The organism is Streptomyces pyxinicus, assembly GCF_024753135.1.
Lineage (GTDB): Bacteria > Actinomycetota > Actinomycetes > Streptomycetales > Streptomycetaceae > Streptomyces > Streptomyces pyxinicus.
Genome location: NZ_JANUGP010000036.1, coordinates 23,287 through 38,594 on the forward strand (window position 1 = coordinate 23,287; position 15,308 = coordinate 38,594).

The following is a 15,308-nucleotide window of genomic DNA, read 5'->3' on the forward strand; positions in this document are numbered from 1 at the left end:
CGGTGAGCTCCGACCTTCCTGCCTTCCGCTATCACCCCGATCCGCTCGCCAGCGGGGCCATCCGCGAGAGCGCCGAGACATGTGTGTGCTGCAACCGCGCCATGGAGTGGATCTGCACCGCGACTTTCTACACCGCCCAAGAGGTCAGCGGACGCTTCTGCCCCTGGTGCATCGCCGACGGCAGCGCAGCTGAACAGTTCGCCGGCGAGTTCATGGACTCCTACGGACTCGACGGCGTCAGCGAGGAGATCCTCCACGAAGTCACCCGACGCACTCCCGGCTTCCACGCCTGGCAGGATCCGCACTGGCTCGTCCACTGCCACGACGCGGCCGCCTTCATCGGCGAGGTCGGATACAGCGAACTGGCAGCCCACCCCGAGGCCCTCGACCAGCTCAGGCAAGACCTCCGCATGGACGGCTGGCGCGACCCAGCCCAACTCGAACAGTTCCTCACCCACCTCGGCGAGGGAGCCACCGCCATGCTCTTCCGCTGCACCACCTGCGGCACCCACCTCACCTACGCCGACGCCTCGTAACAGCCAATCGGCCCGACAACCCGCGAGATCGAACCGATCATCCCTTCAGAGGAACCGCACCCATCCGAGATAGCGGAGGCAGGCAGCGTCTGTGAGGTCCCGGCGGGTCCATAAGGATGGGTTCAGGGGGGTCCATCGTGGTGACGTCGTGAACTCGGCGGCAGCCAGTAGGGGAAAACGGGCGGAGCCCCCATCGGCTGTGGGTGGTGCGGCGGCGTGTCACCGGGTGCGGGAAGGTACGGCCCGGCCGATGGGCAGCACGCCGATGACAATGAGGCGGGGAATCTCGGTGGGGCTGCGGGCGTGCAGCGTCGTCCAGACTCGGTCGTCGATGTCTGAGTAGCCGCGGTTGTGCCCGCTGTGGTCGCCGACCAGGAGCAGGGCGAAGGGCAAGCTGGTGGCGGTGTAGTTGGCGGTTTGAGCGAGGTAGGACGCGTGCAGTTCGGCACGGGTGAAGGGGGCGATGCGGCGTTTGGTTTCGATGGGGAAGCGGATGCCGGGCCGGGGTTCGTATTCGAGATCGCTGCGGCCGCCGCCCCGGTCGGGGCGTTCGCGGTGGATGGTTCCGTGGGGGAAGGCGCCGATCAGGTCGCAGTGGTAGTCGTTCTGGAGCGCCGCCTCGGGCCAGTAGCGCGTCGTTTGGCTGGGTGGGCAGGGTCCGAGGTAGGCGGTCCGGTCGGCGTAGAGGTTGGGCTGGGCGTCAAAGCGCAGGTAGAGGAATTTCAGGAAGTGCTCGACCAGTCCGGCAAGGTAGCCGTCGATGGGCGGGACGAAGTCGCGATGCCGCCTGAGCTGGTCATACAGACTGCGCAGGTGTCGGTCGAACTGGTCGGCGGGATGAGGGCGGGCTGCTTGGAGGCGCTGGACGAGGCTGCGTTCGAGGCTGTCCAGTATGAGCGGGTCGGTGGGGGTAGGGGCGTGGGTGTGGGTGCGGGTGATCAGGCCGTGCAGCTGAGGGTAGGCCGCCCAGTCGGCTTCCTGTTCTCGGTGGGCTGGCACGGCTTGGGTCTCAGGGTGTCCGAAACTGCTGATGCTGTCGTTGACGGACAGGTGGAGGGCGGCGGCGTCCGGGTGGTGGGCGAAGTCGTGTTCGAGGGCTTGTCGTAGGTGGTGGAGCAGGCCGGCGTTGTGGGCGAAGGCATCGACGATGACGGGATGGATGAGGGTGTGCAGGCCGGGCGCCGGGCCGGCGGCGCGGACCGCGTGGATGGCACGGTAGATGTCGAGGACGTCGGCGAGGGTGCGGGCTGCGTCGTACCAGCTGGGCTGGGTGAGATGGGCTGCCGTGGTGTGGATGCGGGCGGCCAGGCGGTGCCAGGCGGCTTGGCTGCTGCCGCGGGCGGTGAGCCAGGGGATCTCGCCGAGGCGGGCATTCCAGGCCTGGTGGTGGCAGGTGGCGCGGTGGAGGCGGTCGATGAGGTCGTCGAGGCTGTGGTGGCGGTCGGGGGTGAAGGCCAGGACGGTGTGGATGGCGGTGAGCCAGGCGAGGGCGTCGGGGCGTGCTTCTGAGTGGTCGATCACATGGTTGAGCCGGAGGGCTGCGTGGTCGAGCAAGGCCTGGGCCTGGGGGCCGTTGTCGGCTTCGGCGGCGTGTTTGATCTGGGCCAAGGCGAGTTCGAAGCAGGCGTCGGTGCGTACCGGTTCGGGGAGGTGGGGGTGTTGTTCGAGTCGGTGCAGGACGGTCAGCAGGGCTGGGTCACCGAAGTGGCTGTGGGCGGTTCCGAGGAGGACGGGGAGCATCTCCAGGGCGTCGGGGGGTTCGGTGGCGTCCAGGTCCGTCAGGATCAGCAGGAGTCGGTGGCGGTTGCAGTGGCCGGTGACGGCCAGGTGGAGCAGACCGGCTAGTGCGGGGCGGGCGAGGTGGGGGGTGCCGGACTGGTGGGTCAGTGCGGAGCCGGCGTGGTGGGCCAGTAGGCGGCTGAGGAGTTTGGGGTCCATGGCGGCGAGCAGCCCGGGGTGGTTGCACAGAGTGTCGAGTGCCTCGGCCAGAGTCCAGGGGCTGTGGGGGTGGGTCAGTCCGTGCTGGAGGGCCTGGGTGATCGGGGTGAGGGTGCTGGCGAGGTGGGTGGTGAGGGATCGGGCGGTGGCGTTGGCCAGGATCCCCAGCAGGGGCCCTGCCGCAAGTTCGGTGGCCTCGGCGGCGACTGCGGCGGGGCCTCCGAGGTCGTCGAGGCTGGGCCCGTTGTCCAACTGTTCGCCAGTGGCGGTGCGGCTCCAGGCGGCCAGGGTGGTCTCCACGGCGAGCATGGCAGTTCCTTGCTGGTTCGTGCAGGGCAAGCGCCGGCAGGTGCGGCTGTCTAGAAGAGGTTCGCCTGCGATGAGGTGATGACCTGGTTGGTCGGGAGGATGCCGCTGACCATGTCGGGCTGGGCGGTGGTCAGGATCACCTGCAGGCCGGGCATTTCCTGGGCGACGGCCGCGAGTTCGCGTACCAGGCGGCGTCCGTCCTCAACGGTGGTCTCCGCCGTGCCGATGGAGTCGACCAAGAGCAGTCCGGGGTGCCCGATGGTGCCGCGTCGGCCGCCGATGCGCAGGAGTGCGATCACGGTGGCGATGCGCATGCGCAGCCGGTCCCCTGGTGTCAGTTTGACGAACCGCATCCTCACGCCGGCCTTGACGGCGGTGATGACCCCGGTGCGGTGCAGATGGACGGAGTCGAGGTTGGCCACGCCGAAGCGTGCGGAGAGGTCGCGGATTTCCTGGTCGAGTGCGGCGAACAAGGCGCTGCCGGACTGTTCGACGCAGCGCGTCAGCTGTGCGGCGACGGCCTGCAGGACGGCGGTGTCCGGGCCGTGCTGAAGGCTGGAGGCGGGCTGGGGACTGGTGGCTTCCAGTTTGCCTTCCAGGCGGGCGAGGGCCTGTTCCGTCTCGGTGAGCTGGGCGTGGATCTGGGAGGCATCGGCGGTCTGCTCCACCAGCTGGCCGGCTTTGGTGCAGGATTTGCGGGCACGGTATTCCCGGTCCCGGGCCAGTCTGAGTGCCTTGGCGACCTGTTTTTCGTCCTCCTCGGCCCGGGCCAGCAGGCCTGCGAGGTCTGCGAGTTCGGCTTCGGCTGCGTGCGGATCAGCTGTATCGGTCTCGGGCAGTGGCCGGGTGCAGGAGCGGCAGATGCCGTCGGTCAGTTCGTTCTTCTTGCGTTCGGGGCCCAGGTCGCGCTGGCAGCGGCCGCAGCAGTCGATTTCTGCCAGGCCCATGACTTTCCTGGCCCGGTGGGTCTCCACGGCATCCAGGTGGAGCCGTTTCGCCTCGATGCGTGCTTCTTTGGCGAGTTCTGCGGCTTCGGTGGCCCGCTCGACCTGGCGGATGGCCGCCTTCCACTGCTGGGTGGCTTCCTGCTGCTGTGTCCGGCGGGCAGCGAGTTCGGCGACCGGGTCCTGGCGGCGCATTGTGGCGGCTTTCCGGCGCAGCGCCCGCGCCTCTTTGTCCCACTGCGCGCGCTCGCTGCTGCGGGCCCGGGCTGCCTCCTCCGCCCGGCGTCGTGTGAGACGGTCCTGCTTGAGCCGCTGTTCGATGGCGACTTCGATGCGGGAGAGGGTGGCGGTGTAGGGCACGTCGATGAACAGTTCGAGCAGTTGGCCGGGGAGCCCGGCCGTGGCGACGTCGCCGAACAGCAGGTTGGCTCCGCCGAGGTTGAGGTAGAGGGCACCGAAGTAGGAGGCCCAGCCGTAGGTCTGGGCGGCGCCTTCGCCGTCCTGTCCGGCTTTCTCGCCCCACATCATGGTGGGTTCCAGCCCGAGGTCACCGCGCATCACGTCGTCGATCAGTGCGCTGACGTTGCTCTGGCCCTGCACACTGCCGACCAGTCGCTGGTCGTTGTCGGGCAGGTCGTCGAGTTGTTCGAGGGTGGGGCAGGCGCGGATGGTGCAGCGGGGCCGGCGGGGATCGACGGTGTCCAGCACGATACGCAGGGCACGGTGGCCGGTGCGGATGTCGGCTTCGATGCGGTGAATCCAGGTGCGGACGTCGTCGGGGAGTTGGCGGGGCGCGCCGCGCAGCGGCCAGACGGCGAATTCTAGGCAGCTGGTCTTGCCGACGTTGTTGCCGGGATAGGTGATCGCCCACACGCCCGGGGGTGAAGTGCTGCTGCCAGGAGAGAATTTCACCGCCGGGTTTGACACCGTCGACGCGTACCCGTGCCAGGTGCAGGTGGCGGCTGGCGGCGAGCGGGCTGGACAGCCGTACGCCGTTGTCGCGCAGCACGCTCTCCACCACATCGCTGTCGTGGCCGGTGTGTTCAGCGGCCGCGGCAACGATCTCGCCGGGTGCGGGCACACCGGCGGCCAGGGCTGCTGCCCACTGCTGCTGGCGGGGTGCGGGCACGATAGCGGTCGGGCCCGGCTGCTGGTGCACCGGGAAGAGCTGCTGCTGCTCCATCACCGGCTCCTGCCTGGTGCCGACGGCCGCAGTTCTTCCAGGCGACCGCGGGCCTGCTCGGTGATGGAGACGATGTAGGAGCCGACAGGGGTGTCGGCGTAGTCGCCTTGGAGGTACTGGCGGTTCTTGACGCCGCTGGGGCTCAGGCCTTTGAACAGGCTGACCACCGTCTGGGTGCGCTCGACGTACCAGGACAGGTCGGGTTCGTGGCGCACGATGGTGTCGGCGACCTGTCGGCCCCGGGCGCGGAGGTAGTAGTCGTGCTGGCCCACTTGACCGCCGCGCGGGGTGTGTCGCTTGGTCACCATGCTCCTTTCGATCAGCATGCTCAGTGCCTCGTCCATCTGCTCGAAGGCTCCGAAACGGTGGCGGAGCATGGGATAGCGGCGCACATCGGGTTCGTCGGAGGACAGGATGGTGCGGGCGAGCTGCCACAGGGCCGGATCGTCGGGGTGGGCTTCGTACTCCACCAGCAGTTCCCAGGCGAGGTAGTCAGGGGAGCGCACCCAGAAGTCGAGTTTTTGCAGGAGTACTTGGGTTCGGACCACCCCGACCGCGTCGGGGGGCGCGCAGGCGTCGCCGGTCACGGGTTCGGCGGCGGTCGCGATCAGCAGGAGCAACCGGACAGCGTTCTGCCACCGGCTGGCTCGCCGGGGTACGGCTGGTTCCATGGCAGTTCAGCCAACCGTGCCCTCAGGTCTGGTGTCCAACTGCCGTCACCCGCGGGGATGAAGACGGGTGTCCTTCCCGGGGCCGCGGAGCGGCCACACCCGTGCTCCGCGGCGGACGGACCGGCCTGGTGCGCAGTTCTCGTCCGCCGCTGGCCTCACCGGGGCGGCAGGGTGTTCCGGAGCCGGGAACGGTGCACGCCGCAGCTCCCAGCCCGTCGCTGTGGCCTTACGTGTCCGGTGGGTTCCTCCGTTTTGTGCGGGCTTGGTCCTCGGGGTGCAGACGGGCTGCGCCGCCGAGGCGGTCGGTCATGCGTCGTGCGGGGTGAACCACTGCTGACGGCTGGCTACGTCACGCAGGTAGGACGTGCTGTCTTGCAGTGCTGCTCGTTCAGCTGTCCTGACTGCGGCCCTGACCCAGGCCATGGGGTAGTCGAAGGGGGCGTCGAGTACGGCTGCTACGGCCTCTGTCTGGTCCATCCCGAGGGTGGCGTGCGCGTTTCCTGCGGGTCCGTAGGCTTTGAGTGCTTCCAGCAGGCTCGGGGAGGGGGTGTTGTTCATCCGTTCGGACAGTGCTTGCAGGGCGGGCCAGGCTGCGCTGCCGTACTGTGCCATGGCCGTCAGCGTCGGCTCGTCCACGGTCAGCAGTTGCCGCTGTCGTTGGAGTGGCATGACGTGGTGGGTGAGAAGGTTGACGGTGGCCAGGCTGTGCTCCCGTGCCGTGGCCAGTACCTCCTTGGGCAGGTTTCGGCCGAGGGCCGAGGCGCCCAGTCGGCTGGAGCTCGCTCGCAGGGCGGACAGTGTCTCGTCGGGCAGTTTGCTGACCGCCTCGTCCACGTGGCCGAGATGTTCAAGGACGATGTCGTGGTCGGCGATGCTCAGCAGTGCCAGCACCCAGGTGGCGCGGGACAGCGGGTCGGGGTTGTCGGTGAAGGTGTCGGTCCACCAGCGGGTTTCTGAGCGATTGCGGCGCAGTTCCTGCAGAAGGCGCCCGTAGTCGGGCGTCGTGCCGAAACAGTCGGAGTCCCGCGTGATGTCACCGCTGGTGAGGAAAGCGCGGCGGTCCGTGGCTGCACCGACGACCGCGATCTCGGCAGCCAGCCAGCACGGCCCGAACAGGTCGCTGACGGCGCGGGCGGTGTTGCCCCATACCGAGGTGGTGGCGCTCTGTCCCTTGCCGGCTCGCATGGCCTTCTGTACGAGCGTGAAGCGTTCGTCCCGGCTGCACAGCCGCCTGAACACTGCTGTGCGCTGTGGGTCAGTCACGCGACGAGGGATTGGCACGTAGCCTCTCTCACGCGCCGAGGCCGCTTTGTCGGGTGAGCCCTTGGTGATGAAGTATCGGGGGCCGAGAACGCGCAGGAGATCGCCTGCGTAGCCGGGGACGGGATGGTCGATGTCGCTGGCGTGGCCGTCGAGTACGGCCTGGACCAGTTTGTCCTCCGCCGGGGAGCCGGCCGGAGGGTTGGCGCCTGCTGCCAGGGCAGCCGTTGCCGCGTGCGAGTCCGTCAAGGCGAGGCGGTTCATCGTCGCGTCGTCGGCACGGCTCAGACTCTGGGTACCTGCGCCGATGGTCAGCCAGGTGTACTCGTTCTCAGTGCCGACCGCGGCGCGCAGACAGGGATGCCACCACGCGTCAAAGGCTGCGGGCTCGTCAAGGCGCCACGCCAGCTGGATGCGCTCGGTGGTCGCGCGCGAGGCAGGTTCCCGTGCGACCAGGCGTCGCAGTTCGGCGGCGAGGTGGCGGCCGCCGCGGTCGCCGCTGAGGGCAGACAGTTCGTGGGTGCGTGTCAGCTCGTCATAGACGAGCCGCACGCTCAAATCGTCGAGGAAGAAAGTGGCGGCCCGGTTCTGGGAACGCACCCTGGCGGTGAACACGCCGTCGGCGAGGAGACTCCATGCTGCGGTACGGATCTGGCTGGGGTGGGTCCGGGCGTCGCGTTCGTCCTCCAGTACCTCGACCATGCCGGCAAGTTCGTTGGGGCTGGCGAACCCAGCGTAGAAGCGCAGAGTGTTGAGCCAGTATCCGCGCCTGACCAGGCTGCGCAGGACGTCTCCGGCATCGAAGCCGCTCTGGTCGGCGCCAGCGAACTCGTAGAGGTAGCGGGCGGCGAAGTATTCGCGGACCGGCTGTACGTCGAACTCGAAGGTCCCCTGGACCTTGCTGGTCAGGGCCCATACCCGGTCGGTGACGGCGGTGAACAGGTCGCGGAACATCGACTCGTCTTTTTCCACGTCGAAGAGGTAGTTCATGATGGCCTTCTGCAGTTCCCGGGTGGGCAGTTGGCCGTTTCCGCTTTCTGCTTCAGCGCGTGCCTGCAGGTGCCATCCCAGAAAAGCGGTGACCTCTTCCAGATCGGCGCGGTGTTCTTGCACCGTCGGGGTTTTCTCCGCTTCCCGGTCCAGGAACGTCTCCATGTAGGACGTGTAGAGCGCGGTGCGGTTGCCGGGCACGGAATTTGCGCGCCGTTGCATCAGGTAGAGCAGGATGGTCAGCTGCATGGGGTTGTCGGCGAGCTGGGCGATGTGCGGTTCCGCGGACCGGTGCCGGAAGGTCCGCTCCAGGGCGATGCGGTCTCGGTCGGGCATGGACCGGGCGCGTGCCCACTTGAGGAGGTAGGTGCTGCGCAGTGCGGGGCTGAGCCGTGTCAGGGCGATGGTCTCGAACAGTTTGGCTGACGGCTCGGCCAGGCCGGCTGCGTTGGGGCGGGTGGTGACGATCACTTGCGGGCTCAGCGCGGTGCGGAGCCGGGCGGTGAAGTCGTCGATCTCGTCGACGACGCGTTGGCGTGTCCTGCTGCGGGCCACCTCATCGAGGCCGTCCAGGACGATCAGGACGGGGAGTCTTTCTACGATGTCGTGCACGAGCGCAGCGTCGGCGTGCCGTCCGCCGCTGCGGGCGGCGAGGAAGGCGGCGAGGAAGTTCTCCAGCTGGCCGTCGGCGCGCAGGCGCTCTTTGGCAGGGCGCTCCTCGTCGTGGAAAGGGTCCTGCCCGGCGAGCCAGGCCGCATAGTCCCGCAGGTCGACCCGCAGCGGGAAGCGGGGGACGTTCAGGGGTTCGTGTGCGGGTGCAGCAGGGCTGTCGTCGGCTTCGTTCAGGTAGACGGCTCGGTGGCGCTGGCATACGTACTGGCCCAGGGTGGACTTGCCCTGCCCGGGTGCGCCGCGCACGAGCGTGAAGGGACGACGGGCGTGTAGCAGGTACTGGGCGGCTCCGTCCAGTTCGTGGGGGTCCTGGCCGAGTTGCAGTTGCTCGGCAAGTCCGTGCAGGGCGCCGGTGTCGGACAGGCGGGTGGCTTCGACGTCGATGAACAGGTCGTCGAGGCGGTGTGTGGTCAGTTCGACCTGATTGAACTTGACCTTCGCATCCTCCTCCCACTGGGCTGCGATGACTTTCATGACCAGGGCTCGCAGCGCGTGGTCGTGGGCTGCGGTGTCGGCGCCGTGGATGAGGTAGCGGACCAGATCGTGTCCGGCCAGCATGTCGGAGTAGGCCCACTTCAGTTCGGTGGGCGCGGCGTCCAGGCGTGCGTCGATGTCGGAGCGCCACCACACCTGGATGGGGACGCCGAAGGTCTTGGCGTGCCGGGCCAGCTCGGTGTCGAGGCGGTCCATGGAGCCCCTGGCGGGTACGGCGGTACCCGCCACCGACGTCATCAGGATGTAGGTGGTGGCGCCCTGGGCGACGAGCCGGCGGATGTTGTCGGCTTCCTCGGTGATGGCGCTGTTGAGCCATGCCACCGGGCTCTGCTGGGGCTTACTTGTCCATTTCACCTGATAGACGACCATTGCGTCTTTTTCGGTGCGGGTCATGTCCCGGCCGCCGTCGGAATGGCCTACCGGATAGCAGCGGGTGTCCGGGTACACGTGGGCGAGCAGTGCTCCGCACAGCCGCTGGAAATTCTTCTCCGTCAGCCGCTCGTAGAGGTAGTTGGTCTGCTCTGCGTCAGCCACGCCGTTCCCTGCCCCGTTGTGCTCGCGAAATGTTCCGAGGCACAGATTAGATGTCGCCCGTTACTGCGGTCCGGCTGGCCCGGGGCAGCATATTGGGGGTGCTGTCACGGGAATGCGTGATGAGCGGTTTGCCTGGTGCAAGTGGTGTTACCGTGCCGGGAGTTGACGTGTCCGGCTTGTGTGTAAGCCGAGCGGCGAGGGCGGCCTGCACGCGACGGTGGCGACGTTTTCAGGCGCTTTGAGTTCTTTTCTTGCGGCATGTCTGGAGGCGGTATGACGGCGAGTGTGGCGGGCCTGCTCGGCGGTGAGGTTCCTGCGGCCGTGGCCGGCCGGGTTCTCCTGCACGCCGGATACCGGCGCGCGGCACGTTACCGGGACCGGGTCGATGCGGCCGTGGGCGGGCTGGTGCTGGCCGGCCCGGGCGCGCTGGCCCGGGCGGGGCAGCCGCGGGAGGAAGGGTTCGAAGCCGCGCTGCTGGTGGACGAGGCCGGATACCGGGATGCCGCCGCCACCGAGGAAGCGCCGTTCCCGGCCGTGGACGACGGGCCCGCGCCGCTGTTCGGGGATCCGCTGGAGCACCAGATGCTGGCGCATCTGGCCTTCGCGGACGCCGCGCTGACGCCGACCGGGTATCTGCATGCCGGGCAGGTCGGGGCGCTGGAGGCGGCTGTTGACCGCGTGAGGCGTCTGGGCGATCCGCGGGTGGTGCTGACCGTGCCGTTCGACGTGCACTGGCTTCAGGCGGGCTCGCTGGAGCGGCTGGCCGATGCGCTGGGCCGGTACCCGGGCCCCAAGGCGCTCATCGTGGGCGGCGGGGCGGCGGATGTGCCGCGTGCCGTGTCGGGACTGGTACGGCTGGTGGAGCGGGTGCCGGGTGCCGGGGTGCTGCGTGCGGGCCTGAGCGCGTTCGGGTGCGTGGCGCGGGGCGGCGGGTTCGCCGCGTTCGGCGCCGATGGCAGCATGCGCCGTACCGCGCCGCCGGCGCCGAAGGACGAGGGTTCGCGGGGCGGTCCGGGCAGCCCCGCAGTCCTGTTCCCGGACCTGATGGAGTTCTTCCTCGGCTTCACCCTGGCCAAGCGGCTCGCCGACGAGGTGCCGGACTGCTGGTGCGATCAGTGCCAGGGCGCGAGTCTGGGCCGGTTCCACACCATGGCGGAGCAGACCGCCGCAGCCGGGCACAACGCGTGCACGTTGACGGATTGGGTGCGGCAGATGTGCGCCCTAGACGCGGCAGACCGCGGTGCGTGGTGGCGTCGGCGCTGCAGGCAGGCGCTGAGCAGCTATGCGGTGTGGAATGAACGGATCAAGGAGAAGAGGTTCGCTGCTCCGGCCGAGCTGGCCGCCTGGGCCGAACTGCCTGTGCCGAAGACGGGCGCGCAGCAGGTGCGCTGAGCGCCGTCAGGGCAGGCGGGCGTGGAGCTGCTCGGTGAAGTGCCAGGCGACGGCGGTGTGACGGCGGGGCCGGTAGGGCTCGGGCAGCAGCGCCCAGGCAAGGCCCTGGGCGGTGGGCTCAAGGATGCCGACACCCAGGTAGGCGGCGCGCATGAGGAGGTCGTCACGCGCGGCGGCGGGCGGGCTGACGAGCAGGGCGCGCCGGGCGAACGGACGGAAGCAGCTGGCGCGGGCCAGGCCGCCTTCCCAGTGAGTGCTGCGGGCGCGGATCACGACCAGATCCACGGTCAGCGGACGTACGGCCTGGCGGCAGACCTGGTCGCCGGTGAGGGTCACGGCGCCGCGCGGCAGGCGGGACAGCTTGGCCTGCAGCGTCTGGGGCAGTGAGGCCTGCGGGACGGGAATGCCGGAGGGCAGCTCAAGCAGGGCGGCGATGTCGCCGATGCCCAGCGGGGCGGCGTCCTGGTGGCGGCGGCGCCCGCATTCCACAGGGTCACGCCGGTAGAAGACGAGCACGTTCCGGCTGCCTTCGAGGTTGATCTCCGCGGTCTGCGCGTCTTCGCCGACCAGACCGGCCGAGGCGTCCTCGACGACGGTCCTGATGGGTGCTGCGGGTGCCATGACCGGCCTCCTTCGGTCGGCGTGCCGTGTGACCGGTGCGGGTCAGACCGCGCCGGCGGGTGTGTGGTGTTCCTTGAGCCGGGCCACGGTGGCGGCCAGGGACTGCCAGGCCTGGGCGCTGCCGCGGCGCCTGTACCAGCGCCGCCGCTCCCCCGCCCGTGGGGGGAGCCGTTCGGCCAGGCCGAGGGCAATCAGGGCGTGCGCCGAGGGCAGGTAGACGCTCGACGTCACCTGCTGGGACAGGGCCAGGTCCCCCAGGCAGACGCCGTCGTCGCCGGCGGCGGCCAGGGCAGCGATGAGTTCGGCCCGGTAGCGGTTGCCAAAGACGCCTGCCGACAGGCGCCGCAACTCCTCCGCTCGCTGCATGTTTCATTTATCGCGAATCGCGAATCACTTGTCAACAGAGGGGAGTTGACGCTGGCGGGAGCCTGGCGGTGCAGTGCGGTGCGGGCCGGTTTGTGCGGGGCGGGGATGCTGTCCGGAACGTGCCGTGCGGCCGGGGAGGCGAGGCGGGCGGTGTGCTATGAGGTCTGGCAGCCTGTCGCCGGCGGCCGGCCTTGAGGGAGTGTTCATGGCACAGGAGTTACGGGTGGTCCACCAGGACCAGCGCGGGATACAGCGGACACGGCCGGTCGAGCAGATGACCGGTGTTGCACTCGCCGAACGGGGCGAAGTGTGGAAGCCGTCGCGGCATCCCTCCCAGCGCAGCATCGTCACCTGGTGGTGGGCGGCGACGAACCGGCGGCATGTGGGCTGCCGGTCGCTGGGCCTGCTGTCGACGGCGATGCTGCTGGACTTCCATCCGGCGGTGGCCGACTTCAGCGCCTGGTCGGCGCAGTTGCTGTGGCGGGAGAAGGGCCGCGAGCGCCAGCTGGTGCCGGACTTCTTCGCGCGCACCGGGACCGGGCAGACGCTGGTGGTGATGTGCCCGCCGCAGACGGGGCCGAGCACGAGGTTCGAACGGCAGCTGGAGGTGGTGCGCGAGGCGTGCCAGCACACGGGCTGGCAGCTCGCCACGCCGCGGCTGCCGGGAACGGCGGCGCTGATGAATCTGCGGTGGGTGTCGCGCCGTCGCCATCCCCGCTACGGCGATGAGGAGGTGGAGGCGGCGCTGGCCCATGCCTTCGCCCGGCCCCGGCCGCTGCTGGAGGGCGTCGAGACGTGCGGGGTGGCGCGGATGCTGGCCCTGCCGCGGCTCTACCACATGCTGTGGCACCGGCGGCTGGGGATGGACTGGAGCGTGCCGCTGTCGCCGCAGACGCTGGTGGGACCGCTGGCTGCGGGGGAACCGGACGCGGTGCGCCGGCCGCTGGCGCTGGAGCGGTCATGACCACGGCCGTGGTGGAGCGGGCGTCGCTGGTGGTGCGGCGCGCCCCGCGCGGGGTGCTGGTGCGGGGGGACCGGGTGAGCTGGGACGGCGGCCTGCACACGGTGGCCGCCCTGGACGGGACAACGGTGTGCCTGGTGCCCGACGGTGGTGATCGGGCACCGGTCTCGGTCCTGCTGGCCATGCTGGCCGCGGCCGCCGACTTCGCTGTCCTCGACGAGGCGGGACAGCCCGTCGTACAGGCCGAATTGCCTGACTTCGCCGCCCTGGAAGGTGTCCCCGTCGCTGCGGCGGAAGCGGCGCAGCACTGGTGGCGGGCGGTCGTCGAGGTCGACTCCGGGCTGCCGCCCGGCGCGGCGTCGGGGACGCGGCCGCGGCCCATGTACGACCCGGACACCACCACGTTCATCGACCGGTACCAGGCCAAGGCGGCCGAGCTGCATGCGGTGCTGGGCTGGTCGGTGTCCTGGCAGACCGTGCAGGCCAAACGGCTGGCGTACTGCAAGAAGCGCAGCGTGGCCTCGTTGGTGGACGGGCGCAGTACCAAGAAGCGGCGCCTGTACGGGGAGACCGATGCGCGGGTGGTGGACCAGCTGCTGATGCTGGTGGACCGCCAGCGGCAGCGTCTGGATGCGCCCAGTGACGCGCGCAAGCTGTTCAAGGGGCTGCGGCGGGCGGTGCGTGCGGCGCACGGGGAGTCGGTGAAGGTGCCGGCCGAGCCGACACTGTACAAGCTGGTGCAGCGGCTGGGTATCGAGGCCCGGGATCTGCAGGGCAGCCGGGGTGCTCGCGGCCGGCCGGGTCCGGGGCCGGTGCCGCCGTACTCGGTGACGTCGGCGACGATGCCGGGCGAGCTGGTGCAGATCGACTCCACTGACCTGGACATCTGGGTGCTGGGGGATGACGGCCAGCCGGCCCGGGTCGAGCTGACCTGTGCCGTGTGCGTGGCGACCCGCAGCATCATCGCCGCGGTGGTGCGCCCCAAGCAGCCGCGCCGACGCGGGAAGAAACGCGACCAGGACGGCCAGGGCGGTGTGGTGGGTGCCGTGCGCCGCAAGGGGCGGGCGACGAAGGCGGTGGACGCCTGCGAGCTGCTGGCGCAGGCTCTTGTGCCGGTGCCGATGCGGCCCGGGTTCGATCCGGCCGTCCATGCGAGCGTCTCCACGTTGCCGTTCGAGGAGCTCGTCGAGGCCGATGCCCGGTTCGCGCACGCCGCAGCGCGGCCGGTGATCATCCCGGATCTGATCGTCATCGACCACGGCACGGTGTTCGCGGGGCGGACCTTCTTCGACGCCTGCGAATATCTGGGCATCTCGGTGCGGCCGGCCCGCAAGCGCACGGGCCAGGACAAGGCGATCGTGGAGCGCACCTTCGGGTCCGTCAAATCGATGTTCAGCCAGCACGTGAACACCTACACCGGCAACGATCCGGTGCGGGTACGGCGGACGGTGGACGGCGAGCGGCTGTGGACGCTGGCCGAGGTCGACGACATGCTGCAGCAGTGGATCGCGCTGGAGTGGCAGAACAAGCCGCACCCCGAGCTCGCCGATCCCTACGATGCGTATCTGCCCGAGCTGACGCCGAACGAGATGTACGCCGCGTGCGTGGCCGTCGAGGGCTACCTGCCGATCCCGCTGACCCGGGACGACTACCTGCGGCTGCTGCCGACCGCGTGGGTGGGCGTGGGTGTTCAGGGCATCCGGTTCAAGAACCGCACCTACGACCACCCGGAGCGCGCTCCCGGCAAGGGCCTGAACCCCTGCCGGAACACCCCGTCGGGGCTGCAGGGCAAGCGCAAGGGTCAGTGGGAGCTGCGGTACACGCCGAACGACCCCTCCCGGGTGTGGCTGCGCGATCACCACCGCAACGAGTGGGTGGAGGCCGTCTGGGTGCACCAGGACCTGGTCGGGCGGCCGTTCACGCAGTTCCTGTGGGACATCGCCACCGCCCAGCATCTGGAGCGGGGCGGCCGCTGGGAGGACGAGGAGGCGATCGCGCAGGCGCTTGCCGAACTGCTAGACCGCGCGGCCGACGGCCCGCAGCAGAGCGGACGGGTGCAGGTGCCCGACGGCTACACCCCGCTGCCGCCGCCGGCGCCCCCGGCGAAGTTCGACCCGTATGCGGGGCGCGCCCCGCTCGATGCCTCCGAGCTGCTGGCCCGCTCCGCCGAGCTGGACGCCGATCCGCTGGCCCTGGACGATGCCGGCCTGTATGCGACGGGCGCGGCAGGGGACCTCGACTGGGAGAACGGGCCGGTGGCCCCGGACATGTCCCTCGTGGAGTGGGAGGGTGAGCGGACCGATGGGACGGACCGCGCGGAAAGTGCGGAAGCGGAAGGTGACGACTTGGTCGCCCGGTATCGCCGGGCCATCGCGAAGGTCCGCCGGTCTTCCGCCGACGGCGGCGGCAACGGCCCCGGCAGCGCGTGAGCCCGTC

Annotated in this window: 10 protein-coding genes; 4 read left to right on the forward strand and 6 right to left on the reverse strand. The window is 69.8% G+C overall.

From position 1 onward, the window contains the following. Positions 1 to 2 precede the first annotated feature (2 nt). On the forward strand, positions 3 to 536 hold the full coding sequence (locus tag NX794_RS31495; protein WP_258782983.1) for a CbrC family protein: 534 nt from the start codon (positions 3 to 5) through the stop codon (positions 534 to 536). Positions 537 to 755: 219 nt separating this feature from the next. On the opposite strand, the gene NX794_RS31500 is transcribed toward NX794_RS31495, so the two are convergent. The 4 genes from NX794_RS31500 to NX794_RS31515 all read right to left on the reverse strand — a co-directional run bounded on the left by NX794_RS31500 (position 756) and on the right by NX794_RS31515 (position 9,532). After that, entirely contained in the window at positions 756 to 2,783 is a 2,028-nt protein-coding gene (locus NX794_RS31500) for a hypothetical protein (RefSeq protein WP_258782985.1), read from the reverse strand. Positions 2,784 to 2,833: 50 nt separating this feature from the next. Next, on the reverse strand, positions 2,834 to 4,600 hold the full coding sequence (locus tag NX794_RS31505) for a hypothetical protein (RefSeq protein ID WP_258782990.1): 1,767 nt from the start codon (positions 4,598 to 4,600) through the stop codon (positions 2,834 to 2,836). A gap of 309 nt (positions 4,601 to 4,909) precedes the next feature. After that, a complete protein-coding gene (locus NX794_RS31510; RefSeq protein ID WP_258782991.1) occupies positions 4,910 to 5,530 on the reverse strand; it encodes a hypothetical protein in 621 nt (206 codons plus the stop codon). A gap of 357 nt (positions 5,531 to 5,887) precedes the next feature. Beyond that, positions 5,888 to 9,532 carry an NACHT domain-containing protein gene (locus tag NX794_RS31515; protein WP_258782992.1) on the reverse strand — a complete coding sequence of 1,215 codons (3,645 nt, stop codon included), beginning with the start codon at positions 9,530 to 9,532 and terminating at the stop codon, positions 5,888 to 5,890. A gap of 273 nt (positions 9,533 to 9,805) precedes the next feature. Here NX794_RS31515 and NX794_RS31520 point away from each other — a divergent pair, with 273 nt between their 5' ends. Further along, positions 9,806 to 10,924: a hypothetical protein gene (locus NX794_RS31520; protein WP_258782993.1), complete on the forward strand. Its 1,119-nt coding sequence runs from the start codon at positions 9,806 to 9,808 to the stop codon at positions 10,922 to 10,924. Between the two features lie 6 nt (positions 10,925 to 10,930). On the opposite strand, the gene NX794_RS31525 is transcribed toward NX794_RS31520, so the two are convergent. Further along, positions 10,931 to 11,545 (reverse strand): hypothetical protein, encoded by a 615-nt coding sequence (locus NX794_RS31525; protein ID WP_258782994.1) that lies wholly within the window; start codon positions 11,543 to 11,545, stop codon positions 10,931 to 10,933. A gap of 42 nt (positions 11,546 to 11,587) precedes the next feature. Further along, a complete protein-coding gene (locus NX794_RS31530) occupies positions 11,588 to 11,911 on the reverse strand; it encodes a hypothetical protein (RefSeq protein ID WP_258782996.1) in 324 nt (107 codons plus the stop codon). A gap of 205 nt (positions 11,912 to 12,116) precedes the next feature. Here NX794_RS31530 and NX794_RS31535 point away from each other — a divergent pair, with 205 nt between their 5' ends. Continuing rightward, positions 12,117 to 12,875 (forward strand): TnsA-like heteromeric transposase endonuclease subunit, encoded by a 759-nt coding sequence (locus tag NX794_RS31535; RefSeq protein WP_258782998.1) that lies wholly within the window; start codon positions 12,117 to 12,119, stop codon positions 12,873 to 12,875. Further along, entirely contained in the window at positions 12,872 to 15,301 is a 2,430-nt protein-coding gene (locus tag NX794_RS31540) for an integrase (protein ID WP_258783000.1), read from the forward strand. Before NX794_RS31535 ends, NX794_RS31540 begins: the two co-directional genes overlap by 4 nt. The last annotated feature ends 7 nt before the right edge of the window (positions 15,302 to 15,308 follow it).